Origin of the sequence: Bacillus sp. FSL R7-0672 (assembly GCF_038601465.1) — a bacterium.
Taxonomy (GTDB): Bacteria; Bacillota; Bacilli; order Bacillales; family Bacillaceae; genus Bacillus; species Bacillus pumilus.
Genome location: NZ_CP152010.1, coordinates 2,646,610 through 2,663,273 on the forward strand (window position 1 = coordinate 2,646,610; position 16,664 = coordinate 2,663,273).

Here is a 16,664-nt window from a genome sequence, read left to right on the forward strand (position 1 = left end):
TTGATATCAAGTCAACTGATGAAAAAAATTAATCTTCCATTGTCGATAGGTCGCCAGCCGGTAAATTCAGTTCCCACGCCTTTAGCACACGTCTCATAATTTTTCCGCTTCGCGTCTTAGGCAGTTTGTCCTTAAACTCGATTTCTCTCGGTGCCGCATGTGCAGCGAGTCCTTTTTTCACAAACGTACGAATCTCTTCTTTCAGCTCATCTGTCGGCTCATAACCACTTCTAAGCGCAATGAATGCTTTAATAATTTCACCGCGGACCGGATCTGGTTTTCCAATGACACCAGCCTCTGCAATGGCTGGATGTTCGACCAGTTTGCTTTCCACCTCAAAAGGACCGACCCGCTCTCCTGATGTCATGATCACATCATCGACACGTCCCTGGAACCAAAAGTATCCGTCTTCGTCCATATAAGCTGAATCTCCTGAAACATACCAATCTCCCGGCATAAAGTAAGATTCATATTTTTCAGGATTGTTCCAGATCGTATGCATCATAGACGGCCAGCCTTTTTTGATGGCGAGGTTGCCCATCCGATATGGCGGAAGTTCATTTCCGGCATTATCCACAATCGCAGCTTCTACGCCTGGAACCGGTTTTCCCATTGAGCCTGGTTTAATGTCCATGCATGGATAATTACAAATCAGCTGAGCACCGGTTTCAGTCATCCACCAAGTGTCATGAATTCGTTTGCCAAATACAGCATCTCCCCAGCGGATGACTTCTGGATTAAGAGGCTCACCTACACTTAACACATGACGGAGCGAGCTGAGATCATATTTTTGAATGAGGTCATCTCCTGCCCCCATTAGCATTCTAAAGGCGGTCGGTGCACTGTACCAAACGGTCACACCTAGTGATTCAATCGTTTCATACCACGTATCAGGGTTAAATCTGCCGCCTAAAATGACATTCGTCGCCCCATTTAACCACGGTGAAAAAATGCCGTACACTGTGCCTGTTACCCAGCCTGGATCAGCTGTACACCAGTAGACATCGTCTTCTTTCAGATCAAGCACCCATTTACCAGTCTGGTCTTGCTGCACCATTGCACCATGGACATGCAGCACACCTTTTGGCGTACCTGTCGACCCTGACGTGTAATGAAGCAGAAAGCCGTCTTTTTCATCCATCCATTCGATTTCAAGGTCCTTCGCCGCCTGCGCAAAAGCCTCTTCATAATGGATTGTCCGAACGCCATCGACATCTTCCTTTTCACCGCCGACAATGATGACGGATTCAAGTTTCGGAAGCTCTGCAAACGGAATTCGTTCAAGCAGATCGGGCGTTGTCACAATGACCTTCGCCTCGCTATTTTCTAAACGGTCTTTGACCGCACCTTCCATAAATGCCTCAAATAACGGGCCAACGATCGCACCAATTTTAACTGCGCCAAGCAGAAGAAAATAGAGCTCAGGTGATCTTGGCATAAAGATAAATACGCGATCCCCTTTTTGCACATACGCCTTTTCTCTGAATAGATTTCCCGCTTTATTTGTGTTGATTTTCATATCCCTGAACGTATACTTTTCATCCCGCTGTGAATCTTTGTAGTGAAGCGCCACCTTGTTCTTACGAAACGAGTCCGCATGTCTGTCAATCGCTTCATAGGCTGCATTTATGTTTCCTGTGTCATACCATGAGAAGTTTTTTCTTGCTTCCTCCCATGAAAATTCTTTGTATGCCTGCTCATAATCATTTAAATGATAGTTTCCTTTTACTGATGGTAGCGTTTCCACTTTCATCAAACAGTCCCCCTTTGCATACGTTTACAATGACCATTATAGTATAGATGACTTTTTTTCTCAATTTTTAAAAAACTTATAGTGAAACCGTTTTAATTCTTGCAGGTTTTAAGATAAAATAGAGACGACTCACTAGAATTTGAGGCGGTGGATACGTGGAGCATCCTAAAACTTATTATTCAAAAACCATTGAGCGAGAAACAGGTACCATCCTTATTGAAGGTCCGGTACCTGCATCAGAGCTTGCGAACTATACGTTTCATGAAGGCCTAACGGCATTTCGCACGCCAGAGGAACAGAAACAAGCACTTGTTGAAATAGCAGACCTTCCAGAAGGACGTATTATCATTGCACGAGTGGATGAGCTTGTTGTCGGCTATGTCACGTATTTATATCCTGATCCGCTTGAGCGCTGGTCAGAGGGCAACATGGACAATTTAATCGAGCTTGGCGCGATTGAGGTCGCTCCTCCATTTAGAGGCTGCTCACTTGGTAAGCATTTACTTGATGTGAGCATGATGGATGAGCAAATGGAAAATTATATCATCATTACAACTGAATATTACTGGCATTGGGATTTAAAGGGGACAAAGAAAAATGTGTGGGAGTACCGCAAGATGATGGAGAAAATGATGAACGCAGGCGGTCTTGTTTGGTTTGCAACAGACGAGCCAGAGATCAGCTCACATCCAGCCAATTGTTTAATGGCCAGAATCGGGAAAAATGTGAATCCTGATTCGATTGAGCGTTTCGATCGTCTTCGCTTCCATCAACGCTTTATGTATTAACGTTCAATTCGTTTTTTTGGCAAAGGGGATTGGTAAACAATGATGATTGAACAAATTATGAAGCGTGATGTGATCACGCTGCGAAAAACCGATACGATTGAAGAAGCCATAAAAAAAATGAGTGCACATCACATTCGGCATATTCCGATCGTATCTGATCAAGGTTCTGTCATTGGGATGGTGACAGATCGAGATATTAAAAATGCCAGTCCAAGTATATTTGAAACAGAAAAAAGGAAGCTCTTTATTCAGCGGCCTGTTGAAGAGATCATGGTATTAGAGACGATTACTGCTCATCCGCTTGATTTCGTTGAAGAGATTTCTAGTGTCTTTTTTGAACACGGAATTGGCTGCCTTCCAGTAGTGAGACGCGGCAAGCTTGTAGGCATTATCACAAAGACTGATTTGCTTCGTACGTTTGTCAGACTGACAGGTGCAGATCAGCCTGGGTCACACTTAGAGGTAGAAGTGGACCAAATGACAGAAGGTCTTGCTGACATTACGACCATTTTAAAGGAGCAGCATATTCAAATGCTGAGTGTGCTTGTGTATCCGCATGCAAATGAATCATCTAAAGTACTCGTCTTCCGCCTTCAAACCATGCATGCAGATCATGTGACGAAGCTGATTCGTGCAAAAGGCTATAAGGTGCTGTGGCCTATGGAGCAGACGATCAAATGAAGGAAGCGACCTTTGTTTTTTCACCCTCTTTTCAAACGTACCAGTTTCACCAAGACCATCCCTTCAATCAGCTTCGTGTCTACTTAACATATGACCTGCTTCAAAAAATGAAGGCGTTAACAAATGATGAGATCGTCGCACCGCGTATGGCGACCCTTGAGGAATTAAAGCTCGTCCATACAGCCGATTATATTCAAGCTGTGCAGCGGGCTAGTGAAGGAAAGCTCTCTACAGCAGAGGGTGAGCGCTACGGTCTTGGTACGGAGGATACACCGATGTTTGCAGGTATGCATGAGGCAGCTTCTCTCCTTGTTGGCGGGACACTCACAGCCGTTGACCAAGTAATGATGGGACACTCGCAGCATGCACTGAATCTTGGCGGGGGACTTCATCACGGGTTTAAAGGGCGTGCATCTGGCTTCTGTATTTATAATGACAGCTCAGTGGCGATTCAATATATTCAAAAGACATACGGTGCAAGAATTTTGTATATTGATACGGATGCCCATCACGGAGATGGTGTACAATTCAGTTTCTATGACGACCCTGAGGTTTGTACAGTCTCAATTCATGAAACGGGACGCTATTTGTTCCCTGGAACTGGACAAGTACAGGAAAGAGGTCATGATAAAGGCTATGGCTACGCCTACAATATTCCGCTTGATGCATTTACAGAAGACGAATCGTTCCTTGAAGCATACCGAACAGCAGTGACTGAAATTGCTGCTTTTTTTAAACCAGATGTGATTTTGACGCAAAACGGTGCAGACGCACACTACTATGATCCGTTAACCCATTTATCTGCCACCATGAAAATATATGAGGAAATTCCTAGACTTGCCCATGAGTTAGCGCATCAATATTGTGATGGCAAATGGATCGCTGTCGGCGGAGGAGGATATGATATTTGGCGTGTCGTGCCAAGGGCGTGGAGCCGGATTTGGCTTGAAATGAAAGGCATTACACCGCCTGATGAACTGCCTCAGGACTGGGTTCAGGCTTGGCATAAACAATCGCCTGTCACCCTGCCATCCACATGGGGAGATCCTGACGATTTATATCCACCGATCCCAAGAAAAGCAGAAATCACAGAAAAAAATGCTCAAACTGTAGAAAAAGCACTGATGCCCGTTAGACGAGAAAAGAAAAATGCATAAGAAAAGCAGGCATTCACTGATGTGTAAGCCTGCTTTTTCGTTTTATTTTGTTGATTGTCTTTCTTCAATTCTGTGTGGAAGTTCCACAATTTGGTCATCCACTTGCTCTTTGTTCATCAGCTTTGTCAGCAGTCTCATTGCGACAGCACCAATATCATACGTCGGCTGAACAACAGTTGTCAGCTGAGGACGCACCATGAGAGAAAGTCTCGTGTTATCAAAACCAATCACTTCTAAATCCTCAGGAATGGATACGCCTCTATCTTGTGCTCCATGAATGACACCTAGCGCCATTTCATCCGTAGCCGCAATAACAGCTGTCGGCTTGTCAGACTGCTCAAGCAAGTGAGCAAGTGATTCAATTCCAGAATCATACGAATAATCGCCTTCAGCGACGAGCGCATCGTCAAATGCGATGCCCGCTTCTTCAAGCGCACGCTTATAGCCTGCAAGCTTTCTCATAGAGTTAATCGGTTCTGACATTGGGCCAGATACGAAGGCAATTCGCTTATGTCCTTTTTCAACTAAAAGCTGAACTGAATCATAAATCGCTTGCTCGTAGTTGATGTTGACAGATGGTGTTTGAGCCTGCTCTTCAACAGATGCAGCAAGAACAATTGGCACAGGAGAGCGCTTAAATTCTTCAACAAGCACATCTGTGATATTCCCACCCATAAAGACAATCCCATCTACTTGTTTACCTAGCATTGTATTTAAAAGATGGAGCTCTTTATCGGTATTTTGATCTGAGTTGCTCAAAATGATGTTGTACTTATACATTGTGGCGATATCTTCAATTCCGCGAGCAAGCTCCGAATAGAAGATACTAGAAATATCAGGGATGATGACCCCAACCGTTGTTGTTTTTTTACTTGCAAGGCCTCGCGCCACAGCATTCGGGCGATAGCCAAGGCGATCAATCGCTTCAAGTACCTTTTTTCTTGTTGTTGGTTTTACATTCGGATTCCCATTCACTACGCGTGATACCGTTGCCATACTTACATTTGCTTCTCTTGCTACATCATATATTGTAACATTATTCACATAAATCACTCCTTCAAATACACTTCATATCTATAGCATTCACCAATTGGATAGAGACATGTCAGATACGAGGAAAATAATATCCTATTTGTCATTAAAACGATGAAAAGAGACACATAATTTTTCAATCTACATCAAAATGACATTCTTTTATGAAATTATACACGTTTTTTCACCATATGAAAACGTTCCCTTTCTTTTTATAACTAAATTAAACAAACTTTAATGAGCTTGTTACCTGTAAATTGAATCATATTTCATGAAAAATCGTCTAGAACGTCAGCTATGACAACGATCTTAGCAGATTCTATTGAATTTTAAAAATGAAAACATTGTGAACAAGCACTTTTAAAGCTTGCAATGTGCTCTTTTCCTTTCATTCCCAATATCCATCATGTTTTATCCATAGAAAAACCGCCGGGCAGTCATCCGGCGGCTTTCTATCTATGATTACGCGTGAATGTTAACAAGTGGTCTTAACGCATCTAACCATTTTTCGAATTGAGGAATGTCCATTTGCTGCGCTGAGTCAGATAGAGCAACAGATGGATCTGGATGCACTTCTGCCATGACACCGTCTGCTCCAATCGCAAGAGCTGCTTTCGCTGTTGGAAGGAGAAGATCTCTACGTCCAGTTGAGTGCGTCACATCAACAAAGACTGGTAAATGTGTTTCTTGTTTCAAGATTGGCACAGCAGAAATATCTAGTGTATTTCTTGTCGCTGTTTCATATGTGCGGATACCGCGCTCGCAAAGGATGATTTGGTCATTTCCTTGGGCGATGATGTATTCAGCTGCATTGATGAATTCTGAAATAGTCGCTGCAAGACCACGTTTTAAAAGAACTGGTTTCTTCACAGATCCGGCTGCTTTTAATAGCTCGAAATTTTGCATGTTTCGTGCACCAATTTGGATGACATCGATATGCTCAATCGCTTCTTCAATATGAGCAGGATTGACGATTTCACTAATGACAGCAAGACCGTATTCATCCGCTACACGCTTTAGAATTTTCAGACCGTCTACACCAAGTCCTTGGAAATCGTATGGACTTGTGCGTGGTTTAAATGCACCTCCGCGAAGTAGTTTTAGTCCTTGCTGTTTCGCTGCTGCCGCCACTTCTGCGACTTGCTCGTAGCTTTCAACAGCACATGGTCCAACGATGAAACGCTGTTTCCCATCACCGATCGCTTCTCCATTGATGTTCACGATTGTATTTTCCGATTTTTTCTTACGAGAAACAAGAAGTGCTTTGCTGTGGTCATCTTCTTGAAGCTCTAGGCCTGCTTTGAAAATCTCTTTGAAAATATGCTGAATTGTTGAGTTTTCGAATGGTCCGTCATTTGCTTCAAGAATTTGGTTCAGCATTGTGCGCTCTCTGACAGGATCATAACGGTTGACACCTTGCGCTTCTTTCGCCTTTCCAATTTCTTTTACAATGCTTCCTCTTTCATTGATCAGTTTTAAGATTTGAAGATTTAGTTCATCTGCCTGCTGTCTCAATTGTTCTAGTTCATTGTTGCTCATTTTTGTCATCCTTTCCTCTGCCTGTTCTCGCTTTTTTTTCATTCTCTCATGATAGGGTTTATTATAAACAAAGATTTCGGAATTGTCACGAAAATTTTCTTTATTACCCAAACGCTTTTAAGCGATAAAGTATTATGTGTAAGATTATAGCATAGTTTTGATTGAAGTAAACCTTTTTTTATCAAAAAAACGTCAGCAATTGCTGACGTTTCTTCTACACATTATGTTCAAGCGCTTCTTTTGTAATGCTTGAGTGGGATGCATGCCATTTTACTTTTCCACCGCTAAAGACGAGTGCCTGGGGACTTTCGTGCTTTACCCCTGACTTTTCTGTCACATAGGATGAAAGCTCTCTTGTGTTTTGAATTTGCAAGAAATAAGTTGGCACGTCTTCATGTGCAGACGCAAATGCTTCAAACTCTTGAAAAGCCGCTTGACTGATCGGACATGTCAAACTGTGCTTAAAAAAGACAAAGGTCCCATCTTGATTCGTTAGTTGATCAAACTGTTCTTTTGTTTCAATGAGTTGTTTTGACATGATGTTCTCCTTCTTCACTCTGTGCAGTAAGAGTTAGCCTTTAGTTGATTGTTCTACTTTTTCTTTGACATCTTTAATGCCATCTTCAATTTCTGATTTCGCTTCTTGTGCTCTTACTTTGGCTTCATCTGCTACATCTGACGCTTCGCTCGCAAGATCAGCTGCCGCATCTTCTGCTTCACTTTTCACATGATTAGCTTTTCCAGCTGCACGTTCTTTTATGTCTTTCACTTTGTCTAAAATTTGGTTTGACTGCTCTGCCACCAGCTGAGATAATTCAGACGTTTTATCTTTCGCAATCGTCACATATTCAGTGCCTTTTTCCTTTGCATCTGTTGTGAGTTGATCTGTTTTGTCTTTTAAAGCATTCGCTTGGTTGTTCAAATCATCGCGAAGCTCTTTCCCTGACTTCGGCGCTAAGAATAATGCTGTTGTTGCACCAACTATGCCACCAATAAGTGTTCCGATCAAAAAGTCTTTGCTATTGATTCCGTCTTTGCTCATGATTATTCCTCCTATGCGAAAATGGTTTATTTTTGGTGTTTTCGTTGTTTCCATTTTTTATAAATTTCAAGTGCTGCGTTACTCCAGCTTACCACATCCGTGACTTTTTCTTGATTTCGTTCAACGGATGAAGAAACCGCACCAGCTGCCTGCTTTATGCTTGTATTAAATTGGTTGATCGAGCCGCCAATTCCCTGCACCGCATCCACAACTGTGTTGAGTTTTGCCGATTTGTCTTGAATATCTTCAGCAAGCTGATTCGTCTTATGTAGCAACTGTGCTGTCTCTGTGGTGATCCCTTGCATCTGACCTTCAAGACCTTCTAAAGTTGATGCAACATTCTTTAATGTCAGCTGTAAGGATTTTAATGTTTTGGACAAGTAGATGACAAGAATGAGGAAAGCAATTGCGATCAGTGCAACGCTTAGATATAGAATAATAATCATCTGATACCTCCTTTGTTGCGGGCATATTTAATTCAATACCCTCTCGTTGTATCATTCAAACATCGCTTAGAATGACCGATTGATTAATAATTCTACACTTATTGGCTAATTCCTGTCCACAGCGAATGAAAAAAAGCAGCAGTTCTTGACACATTTAGCCCCTTTGTCACATTTTATTCAAAATAAAAAAAGTGCCGATCAAAACGGCACTTTTCGTTTAAGTATTTATACAGCGACTTTTTCATAAGCACGCAAATATTTTTGAATGTCTCCTGCTCCCATAAAGATCAGAATCCCATCTTTGTGCGCTTTCAGCACAGATGTATCTTCTTCTGCAATCAATTGGGCCTGCGGGATTTTTTCTCGTAAATCTTCGATACTCAGCTTCCCAATGTTTTCACGGGCTGAACCGAAAATATCGCATAGGTATACATAGTCCGCTTTTTTCAGACTATCAGCAAATTCACTTAAGAATTGCTGTGTACGTGTGAAGGTATGTGGCTGGAAGACAGCGACAATATCACGGTCTGGATACTTTTGGCGTGCTGCTTCAATTGTGACTTCAATCTCCGTTGGGTGATGGGCATAGTCGTCAATTAAAACCTGCTCACCGACTACTTTTTCATTAAAGCGGCGTTTGACACCACCAAATGTCGTTAGTGCCCCTTTGATGAGTTCTACATCAATGGCTTCATAGTGACATAATGCAATCACAGCTAATGAATTAAGGACATTATGATTTCCATAGGCAGGGATGTAGAAGGTATCATAAAACGTATTTCGTACAAAGACATCAAATGTAGTGCCTTCCGTGTTTTTCACAACATTGCGTGCTTGGAAATCATTTTCTTCATTGAAACCGTAGTACACAACAGGTACCTTCGCTTGAATCTTAGGCAGATGCTCATCATCACCGCAAGCGATAATGGCTTTTTTCACTTGAAGTGCCATGTTTTGAAACGCATCAAACACGTCGTCAATATCCGAGAAGTAATCAGGATGATCAAAATCAATATTGGTCATGATCGCATAGTCTGGATGATAGCTGAGGAAGTGTCTGCGGTATTCGCATGCTTCAAATACAAAATACTCGCTGTTTTCTTTCCCCATACCAGATCCATCACCGATTAAGTATGAAGTTGGTTTCGCTGATTGCATCACATGGGCAAGCAGACCTGTTGTTGACGTTTTACCATGAGCACCAGTAATCGCAACGTTTGTGAATGTATCCATGTATTCTCCAAGGAATTTATGGTAACGAATGACAGGAATCCCTTCAGAAAGGGCGCGTTCAATCTCAGGGTGTGTATCAGGAAATGCATTACCTGCAATGACGGTCATCCCTGGCTGAATATTATCTGGGTCAAATGGAAGAATTTTAATATTTCGTTCTTCTAATGCTTTTTGTGTAAAGATATGTTTTTCGATATCCGATCCTTGGACAGTATACCCAGTATCATGAAGAATTTGGGCCAGTGGACTCATACCTGTCCCTTTTATTCCAACAAAATGATAAACAGTCATAATTGTACCTCCAACAAACGTCTATCTGACTTACAGTATATGACGCTCATTTCAATTTGCAACTTGTGATTTTCGCCTCTAGCGGCTCACAGATCGCAGCTCCAAATAAAGATTTTTTCCGATCTTCCTATTCTAATCAATATTAACTATGATTAGTATCCGACAACTTTCCTATTTCTAACACCTGCTTTCGCTCATTTTACATAAAAAAGCGTTCTGACAGGCATGCGAAAAGCGTCCAATTCAAAAATTGCACCTATGTGCTATCATACCATGTTTATGAAAAAAATGAAGTGGTTTGTTTAGATCAGCTGTTCTAAGTCACTCAGTGTCATGAGGACTTCCCTTGGCTTACTGCCTTTTGCACCAGAGATCATGCCCTCGCGTTCCATCATGTCGATCAATCTGGCTGCACGATTGTAGCCAATTCTAAATCTTCTCTGCAAACTCGATGTACTAGCGCTATTCTGCTCAATGGCAAAACGGCAGGCATCCATAAACAATTCGTCTTCATCTGTAATCGCAGAGCCTTGAAGCATTAATTCCTCCTGTTCGAAAAGAAACACCGGCTTGCGCTGTTTCCTCACATGTGCCACTACTTGATCGATCTCGCGGTCTGATACAAAGTTCCCTTGCAGCCTCGTAGGCTTGCCGGAGCCATTTTCTAAGAAGAGCATGTCTCCTTTTCCGAGAAGCTTTTCTGCACCTGCCATGTCGATGATCGTTCTAGAATCTACCTGACTTGAGACAGAGAAAGCAATTCTTGTTGGAATATTGGCTTTAATCAGACCTGTGATGACATCTACAGAAGGTCTTTGTGTCGCAATCAATAAGTGAATGCCGCACGCTCTTGCTTTTTGCGCGATTCGGCAAATGCTTTCTTCGACTTCATTTGGTGCGACCATCATTAAATCAGCGAGCTCATCGATCACCACGACAAGATAAGGTAGTTTTTCACCCATTTGTTTTTCTTTGACAAGCTCATTGAATCGTTTGATTTCTCTCACACCAGAGTGCGCAAACAGCTCGTAGCGTCTTTCCATTTCATCCACTACCCATTTCAGAGCAGCTGTCGCTGTCTTAGCATCAGTGATAACAGGACTCACGAGATGCGGAATATGATTATACGGCGCTAATTCGACCATTTTAGGGTCGATTAACAGCATTTTCACTTCATCTGGTGATGCTTTAAACATTAAGCTTACTAAAATGGTATTGATGCAGACACTTTTTCCTGAACCTGTTGCTCCAGCAATTAAGCCATGCGGCATTTTTTGCAAATCAACGACAACAGGCTGTCCTGAGATATCTAATCCAAGTGCTGCTGTTAAAGGAGATGGATTGTCTCTAAATGCACTGCTTCTGATCATCTCTCGTAAGAAAACCATTTTGCTGTGAAGGTTCGGCACTTCAATCCCGATCGTGTTCTTTCCTGGAATCGGTGCTTCAATTCGTATATCCTTTGCGGACAAACTGAGTTTAATATCATCTGACAGGTTCGTGATTTTGTTCACTTTGACACCTGGTTCTGGATGTACTTCAAATCTTGTCACAGAAGGGCCTTGCGTGACATGAACAACACTTGCTCTGACATTGAAATTTTTCAGCGTGGCATTGAGCAGCTCTGCCCGCTCTTTCACCCATGTCCCGTCCTCTCCTTTTTGAGCCGGAGGTACATCTAAAAGGGCGAGGCTTGGAAACACATATCCTTGTCCATCTGCTGCTTTCTTTTGTCCTTGCACGCGTTGATCACTTTTTAACATCATGACGTTAAAAGGAACCGTTGAGGTTTGTCCGCTTGTACGTTGTGGCTGAGGAGATGCCTGTTTCGGTTTTTCTTCCATCACTTCATGCACTTGTTCTTGCTTTTCTTGCTGCTCTATGACAGGTTCTACTCGTTCAGTAGCGGTCTGTTCGTCTGCTTCTTGTTCTATTGGCACCACTTGATCTTCTACTATTTCCGCTTCTTCTATCAATTGCTCTTCTTGCAGATCATGCTCGGCAACTGGCTCTGTTTCTTCTAATGCTGCCGCTGGCACTTCTTCTTGATGGTCTTCTAAGGAATCAGCTTCTATTTCCTCGACTGATTCTGCTGAGATGACGTCTAGTACCTCTACTTCTTCTGCCGGCATGTCTACTTCCATTTCAATAGCGGAATGCGTGTCTTCCGCTGTTTCGAATGTCAACGGTTCTATTTCTATTTCCTGAGTATGATCTACAAACTGTTCTACCGGTTTGTCTTGTATTTCTTCGTTTTCACTGGAAACATCCTGTACAGGCTCAGACTCTACCGGCGGTTCGTGATATACTTCGGCTTGCTGATGATGTAAGTCAGCTTCAATGTGGTCTTGAGGCTCAGAAAAGGCTGGCTCTTTTTCCTCTGTTTGAATGAAAGGCTCGTCATTTAAACGCTCCATCGTTGATTGAACGTGATCGTGATAAGCGAGCTCCTCTTGCAAAGTAAGCGGGGTCACGTCTGTTTGCATGTCCACTCTTTCTTCTGCTGGCGCTGGAACTGTTTCTTCCATACGATTTTCTTTCCGTATTGATGGAATGTTCATTTGCTGTCTGACATTTCGTTCACGCTCTGCCTCTTCTGATAACAGGGTGACACGCTGCGCTGTTTCTGCTGCTTTCATTTGAACAGAAGATGATTCTTCTTTCGACTCTGTTCGTTTCGGACGCATATCCTGATGATAGCCATAGATCGGTGATGGAATTTGCTCTGGTTTGAATGGCTTTTTATTCATGTCAGGCTGAACCGTTTGTTTTGACTCATAGGTCTTCTGCTTAGCCTTTGGCTGGCCTTGCTTTGGGCGTCTTCTTTCCTGCTTTACTCCGTCACGCTGAGGTTCATCTGGAACGAGCGGAAAGCGGAAGTTGCCTGTCGGATATTCATAATAGACTTTTGTATCTTCAATTTTTTTATATTCTTTATGCTGTTCAAAAACTGGCTGCTTTGGTGCAACTGGACCTTCCTCAGGTCTCACAGCTTTTTCTTCTTTCTTTTCTTCTCCTAAAAATACACTAAAAAATTTATCTAACCAACTCATCATTTATCACTCACTTTAACTCCCCTTACGTTTTCTTGGGCGATTTTTAGTATACCATTGCTTTTTCATGCAGAAAAGCGAGAAAAGTGCCGCTCTTTGCTATTTGTGCTGTCTGTAGATGAAAAAAAGTCACTAAGTACGTACTTAGTGACTTTTGGTATAACACAATCTTCGCTCTGATGTGCCCGTTTATGGGAGGTTATGCTTGAAAGGGTTCGCCAGCTTGATGGCTTCCCTCTAGAACAAGAATTCCTTTTTCAGCAGGCGCGTCTGGAAGATCTAATTCTTTTGCTGAACAAATCATTCCGCTTGATGGAACACCTCTTAGCTCAGCATCTTTGATGATTAAACCGCTTGGCATCACTGCCCCAACCTTTGCAACCACGACATATTGACCTTGATCAACGTTTGGTGCACCGCACACGATTTGTAATGTTTCATCGCCAACATCCACTTGGCAAATGTTTAATTTATCTGCATTCGGATGCTTTTCTTTTTCCTTTACATAACCGACAACAAATTTTGGTGATAGATCCACAGTCAACGTTTCACTGACACCATTGCGGTTTAAAATTTCGTTGATATCTTGAACAAGTGTTTCAGAAAGCGGTACAGATCCGTTTTCTTCAATTTTCATGTAAGTGGACGCATTGAAGATATTAAAACCTGTTGTTTCTTTTGTTTCTTGATTGAAGATTCTTACGACATCTCCAAACGTCTCATGACCTACTTCTTCTCTCGTCACATCTTTCAATGAAATAAGGAGTGTGTCGCCTACACCTTCTGCATTATAAAAAACGTTCATTCTTCAAAATTCCCTTCTACTGCTGTTTTGGTCTGCTTTTAGCAAGAATAAAAATCGGTTCAAGCTTGCCCTCATCATATAAAAATGACAATGCGGTAATCGGAACCGTGCCGCTGGCGAAGAAGCTCATCGACATCTGTCCTAAAATATCATAGCCTGATTCATTGCGAACATCTGCAATGATGAATACATCTTGATGGGGGACAGAAATGGCCATCTGTCCTTCTATTTTTTGCGCGTATTCTTGTAAAATCGATTCATTTAAAAGTCTGCTTGCATCATATCCGTCATTCGCACGGAAGAAATAAAACCGGTTGCCTGCCACTTCATCCATTTTCACCACAGTTTCAAGTGAGCGGACATTGAAGCTTGCGGTTTCCCTGATTCGCTCTTTTGTCCAGTTTTCCTTTTGAAGCATCTTTTCATCAATTAACCTGTAGGTGCTTCCAAGGTCAAGTGCATAGTAGATTCTCGTTTCAGCTGTATGCTCATCAAAAACGAGCGGAATCTCGTCACTTGATGTCTCGGGAAAGGAAGTGGATCGAATGACCGGATAAATTTGCTTTTCTTTTCCTGAGATGTGCTGCGCTTCGCCTTTCATGGCACTTAGCGCCTCTTTCACATAATAAACGATCTCATCCAATGTTTCATCAGGCTTTACTTCCCACTTTGCAATGATTGGCGGGAGCTCTAGTGTGATCCCTTTGCCTGTTTGTTTATCTTCAATACGAAGCGTGTCTTTTTCTCGGTCAAACTGGTGTGACCAGCTGTCATTTGTCAGACGGCTTTTGAGTTCGTTCGCAAGCTGTCTTGATGTCATTTTTGCCATGATTTAGACTCTCCTTTCATTATTTAGAAAGAGAATCTGTTAAAAATGCTTCAATCTCTTCCTTCGTTTTACGATCCTTGCTGACAAAGCGGTTAATCTCTTGCCCATTTTTAAATACTAAAAAGCTTGGAATGCCGTAAATTTCCCACTCTGCGCAAGTGTCAATAAATTGATCTCTATCCACATAGAAGTACTCAAATTCTGGGTAGTTTGCTTCAAGCTCTGGCAAGAATGGTTCGATAAAGGTGCAGTCTGGGCACCAGTCCGCTGAAAATAGCAATACTGTTAAGTCTTCTTGAATCACTTTTTGTAATTCTTCGTTTGATTCAATTTTTTTCATGTTTCATTCCTCCAGTTTGTATGGTTAAATCTCCGAATTGTATATAGCCTTTCTTTCTCATCCATTCTGATACTACCAAACTAATCACTGCCGGGCCAACGATATGCAAAAGAGCAATCGCTAGAAAAACAGATGGATGAAATCCCATAACCGTCAGTGTCATGAGCTGTCCAACAAGGCCACTCGTTCCCATTCCTGCCCCTGCCGCATTATTGACCATCCCAAAGCCAATAATACCAATTGGCGCGAGAATGAGGCCCGCTATCGTCGGCGGAATAAGGATAAGGGGATTTTTTACAATGTTCGGCAGCTGCAATTTTGACGTGCCAATACCGACAGCAGCAAGACCACCAAAACGATTTTCTCTAAAGCCTGCAGCGGCAAAGCCGACCATTTGAGCGCAGCAGCCGATCGTTGCAGCACCAGCAGCAAGACCGCTTAAATCAAGCATGAGTGCAAGCGCAGCACTTGAAATTGGTGAGCTGAGGGCAAGTCCAACAATGGTTGCTACTAGCATGCCCATGATCAGCGGACTTTGGTCAGTCCCCCACATGATGAGCCTGCCAAGCCCTGTCATCATGGCTTCAATCCCTGGACCGATCAAAGCGGCGGTGGAAAAACCAGTGATGATGGTGACAAGCGGTGTCAAAATAATATCAATTTTTGTCTCACCACTGACCAGTTTGCCAAGTTCTACACCAATTAATGCTGCGACAAAGCTTCCAGCAGGTCCACCAAGCTCTGCTCCTGCAGCACCTGAAACAACACTTGCAAAAATGATCAATGGAGATGCCTGTAACCGGTACGCCACGGCTACGCCAATCGCTGGTCCCATGAGCCCCATTGCGAGTGTTCCCATTTTGATGATGAGCGGAAGTGATAACAAACCGCCTGCTGTTTTTAAAATCAGACCTACTACTAATGTAGCAAATAGACCTAAAGCCATATAAGAGAGTGCATCAATGAAGTACACTTTTGGCGAAAGGGAGATTCCCTTTCTTTTCAAATAAGTCATCAACGTCGTCTTCCTGCTTTCTCATAGGAAAGACGAAAAGGCCTGTCCTTCCCATTATATGTAGTATTCTTACGATGAAAAAATAGTCTCTACCATGAATATCATAATCATATTTTTTTTGCTTTATCAAGCACTTCTTGTGTAACATGAAAAGAAACAGGGCAAACCTTTACTAAGTTTGTACAAAAGGAGGAGATCGTTATGCAATTAACCGTCTATTTAGCAGGAGAAATTCATAGCAAGTGGCGTGATGAAATCAAGGAGAAAAGCCAATCGTTGAAACTGCCAGTGACATTTGTTGGTCCAATGGAGAATCATGACCGCTCCGATCACATTGGTGAGGACATTTTAGGTGAGCAGCCGAATGCCATATTCAAAGATGATGCTGCTTCTGATTTGAACAATTTCCGTACTGAGATCCTATTAAACAAGGCAGACGTCGTCATTGCCCGCTTTGGTGAGAAATATAAACAGTGGAACACGGCAATGGATGCATCTGCTGCCATCGCAAAAGGGAAACCTCTCATTTTGATCCGCCCAAAAGAACTGCACCATCCGTTAAAGGAACTATCAAATAAAGCGAATATCACTGTGGAAACCGTGAACCAAGCGATCAAAGCGTTATCTTACGTGTTTGAACAGCAATAACAAAAGGCTGCT

The 16,664-nt window shown here is 42.5% G+C and carries 16 protein-coding genes; 4 read left to right on the top strand and 12 right to left on the bottom strand.

The window, feature by feature from the left end; genetic code table 11:
* Window positions 1-28: 28 nt before the first annotated feature.
* Window positions 29-1,753, bottom strand: a complete 1,725-nt coding sequence (gene acsA / locus MKY18_RS13365; protein WP_126740815.1) for an acetate--CoA ligase — start codon at window positions 1,751-1,753, stop codon at window positions 29-31.
* Window positions 1,754-1,908: 155 nt separating this feature from the next.
* Between acsA and MKY18_RS13370 the strand changes: the two genes are divergently transcribed.
* The 3 genes from MKY18_RS13370 to MKY18_RS13380 are packed head-to-tail and all read left to right on the top strand — an operon-like array spanning window position 1,909 to window position 4,379.
* Window positions 1,909-2,541 carry a GNAT family N-acetyltransferase gene (locus MKY18_RS13370; protein WP_044142211.1) on the top strand — a complete coding sequence of 211 codons (633 nt, stop codon included), beginning with the start codon at window positions 1,909-1,911 and terminating at the stop codon, window positions 2,539-2,541.
* Window positions 2,542-2,580: 39 nt separating this feature from the next.
* Window positions 2,581-3,222: a CBS and ACT domain-containing protein gene (locus tag MKY18_RS13375; RefSeq protein WP_126740816.1), complete on the top strand. Its 642-nt coding sequence runs from the start codon at window positions 2,581-2,583 to the stop codon at window positions 3,220-3,222.
* Window positions 3,219-4,379, top strand: a complete 1,161-nt coding sequence (locus MKY18_RS13380; protein WP_065098616.1) for an acetoin utilization protein AcuC — start codon at window positions 3,219-3,221, stop codon at window positions 4,377-4,379. Before MKY18_RS13375 ends, MKY18_RS13380 begins: the two co-directional genes overlap by 4 nt.
* Before the next feature lie 42 nt (window positions 4,380-4,421).
* Here MKY18_RS13380 and ccpA read toward each other — a convergent pair whose 3' ends face one another.
* The 11 genes from ccpA to MKY18_RS13435 all read right to left on the bottom strand — a co-directional run bounded on the left by ccpA (window position 4,422) and on the right by MKY18_RS13435 (window position 16,004).
* Window positions 4,422-5,423 carry a catabolite control protein A gene (gene ccpA / locus MKY18_RS13385; protein WP_034665514.1) on the bottom strand — a complete coding sequence of 334 codons (1,002 nt, stop codon included), beginning with the start codon at window positions 5,421-5,423 and terminating at the stop codon, window positions 4,422-4,424.
* Between the two features lie 450 nt (window positions 5,424-5,873).
* Window positions 5,874-6,950, bottom strand: a complete 1,077-nt coding sequence (locus tag MKY18_RS13390; protein WP_003217626.1) for a bifunctional 3-deoxy-7-phosphoheptulonate synthase/chorismate mutase — start codon at window positions 6,948-6,950, stop codon at window positions 5,874-5,876.
* 214 nt (window positions 6,951-7,164) lie between these two features.
* Complete coding sequence (ytxJ, locus tag MKY18_RS13395; protein ID WP_113768672.1) at window positions 7,165-7,488, bottom strand: bacillithiol system redox-active protein YtxJ; 324 nt, start codon at window positions 7,486-7,488, stop codon at window positions 7,165-7,167.
* Between the two features lie 33 nt (window positions 7,489-7,521).
* On the bottom strand, window positions 7,522-7,992 hold the full coding sequence (locus tag MKY18_RS13400) for a YtxH domain-containing protein (protein WP_065098617.1): 471 nt from the start codon (window positions 7,990-7,992) through the stop codon (window positions 7,522-7,524).
* Window positions 7,993-8,018: 26 nt separating this feature from the next.
* Complete coding sequence (locus tag MKY18_RS13405; protein ID WP_024424855.1) at window positions 8,019-8,438, bottom strand: DUF948 domain-containing protein; 420 nt, start codon at window positions 8,436-8,438, stop codon at window positions 8,019-8,021.
* Window positions 8,439-8,663: 225 nt separating this feature from the next.
* On the bottom strand, window positions 8,664-9,962 hold the full coding sequence (murC, locus tag MKY18_RS13410) for a UDP-N-acetylmuramate--L-alanine ligase (protein ID WP_065098618.1): 1,299 nt from the start codon (window positions 9,960-9,962) through the stop codon (window positions 8,664-8,666).
* Between the two features lie 302 nt (window positions 9,963-10,264).
* Window positions 10,265-13,018 carry a DNA translocase FtsK gene (locus tag MKY18_RS13415; RefSeq protein ID WP_311771795.1) on the bottom strand — a complete coding sequence of 918 codons (2,754 nt, stop codon included), beginning with the start codon at window positions 13,016-13,018 and terminating at the stop codon, window positions 10,265-10,267.
* A gap of 196 nt (window positions 13,019-13,214) precedes the next feature.
* Entirely contained in the window at window positions 13,215-13,820 is a 606-nt protein-coding gene (gene ytpR, locus MKY18_RS13420; RefSeq protein WP_044142204.1) for a YtpR family tRNA-binding protein, read from the bottom strand.
* Between the two features lie 16 nt (window positions 13,821-13,836).
* Complete coding sequence (locus MKY18_RS13425; protein ID WP_044142203.1) at window positions 13,837-14,649, bottom strand: DUF1444 domain-containing protein; 813 nt, start codon at window positions 14,647-14,649, stop codon at window positions 13,837-13,839.
* Between the two features lie 19 nt (window positions 14,650-14,668).
* The gene (locus tag MKY18_RS13430) at window positions 14,669-14,989 is read right to left on the bottom strand and encodes a thioredoxin family protein (protein ID WP_003217665.1); all 321 of its coding nucleotides are present in this window, start codon (window positions 14,987-14,989) and stop codon (window positions 14,669-14,671) included.
* On the bottom strand, window positions 14,976-16,004 hold the full coding sequence (locus tag MKY18_RS13435) for a PTS sugar transporter subunit IIC (RefSeq protein WP_065098621.1): 1,029 nt from the start codon (window positions 16,002-16,004) through the stop codon (window positions 14,976-14,978). Before MKY18_RS13435 ends, MKY18_RS13430 begins: the two co-directional genes overlap by 14 nt.
* Before the next feature lie 201 nt (window positions 16,005-16,205).
* Between MKY18_RS13435 and MKY18_RS13440 the strand changes: the two genes are divergently transcribed.
* Window positions 16,206-16,652, top strand: coding sequence for a YtoQ family protein (locus MKY18_RS13440; protein ID WP_044142201.1), 447 nt, complete (start codon window positions 16,206-16,208; stop codon window positions 16,650-16,652).
* Window positions 16,653-16,664: the final 12 nt, after the last annotated feature.

Excerpts from the sequence above, each read along its gene's own strand:
- acsA (WP_126740815.1), bottom strand. The coding sequence starts at position 1,753 with ATGAAAGTGGAAACGCTACCATCAGTAAAAGGAAACTATCATTTAAAT.
- MKY18_RS13440 (WP_044142201.1), top strand. The coding sequence starts at position 16,206 with ATGCAATTAACCGTCTATTTAGCAGGAGAAATTCATAGCAAGTGGCGT.
- MKY18_RS13425 (WP_044142203.1), bottom strand. The coding sequence starts at position 14,649 with ATGGCAAAAATGACATCAAGACAGCTTGCGAACGAACTCAAAAGCCGT.
- MKY18_RS13390 (WP_003217626.1), bottom strand. The coding sequence starts at position 6,950 with ATGAGCAACAATGAACTAGAACAATTGAGACAGCAGGCAGATGAACTA.
- MKY18_RS13375 (WP_126740816.1), top strand. The coding sequence starts at position 2,581 with ATGATGATTGAACAAATTATGAAGCGTGATGTGATCACGCTGCGAAAA.
- ytpR (WP_044142204.1), bottom strand. The coding sequence starts at position 13,820 with ATGAACGTTTTTTATAATGCAGAAGGTGTAGGCGACACACTCCTTATT.
- MKY18_RS13435 (WP_065098621.1), bottom strand. The coding sequence starts at position 16,004 with ATGACTTATTTGAAAAGAAAGGGAATCTCCCTTTCGCCAAAAGTGTAC.
- ytxJ (WP_113768672.1), bottom strand. The coding sequence starts at position 7,488 with ATGTCAAAACAACTCATTGAAACAAAAGAACAGTTTGATCAACTAACG.
- MKY18_RS13380 (WP_065098616.1), top strand. The coding sequence starts at position 3,219 with ATGAAGGAAGCGACCTTTGTTTTTTCACCCTCTTTTCAAACGTACCAG.
- MKY18_RS13405 (WP_024424855.1), bottom strand. The coding sequence starts at position 8,438 with ATGATTATTATTCTATATCTAAGCGTTGCACTGATCGCAATTGCTTTC.
- MKY18_RS13415 (WP_311771795.1), bottom strand. The coding sequence starts at position 13,018 with ATGATGAGTTGGTTAGATAAATTTTTTAGTGTATTTTTAGGAGAAGAA.
- murC (WP_065098618.1), bottom strand. The coding sequence starts at position 9,962 with ATGACTGTTTATCATTTTGTTGGAATAAAAGGGACAGGTATGAGTCCA.
- MKY18_RS13400 (WP_065098617.1), bottom strand. The coding sequence starts at position 7,992 with ATGAGCAAAGACGGAATCAATAGCAAAGACTTTTTGATCGGAACACTT.
- MKY18_RS13430 (WP_003217665.1), bottom strand. The coding sequence starts at position 14,989 with ATGAAAAAAATTGAATCAAACGAAGAATTACAAAAAGTGATTCAAGAA.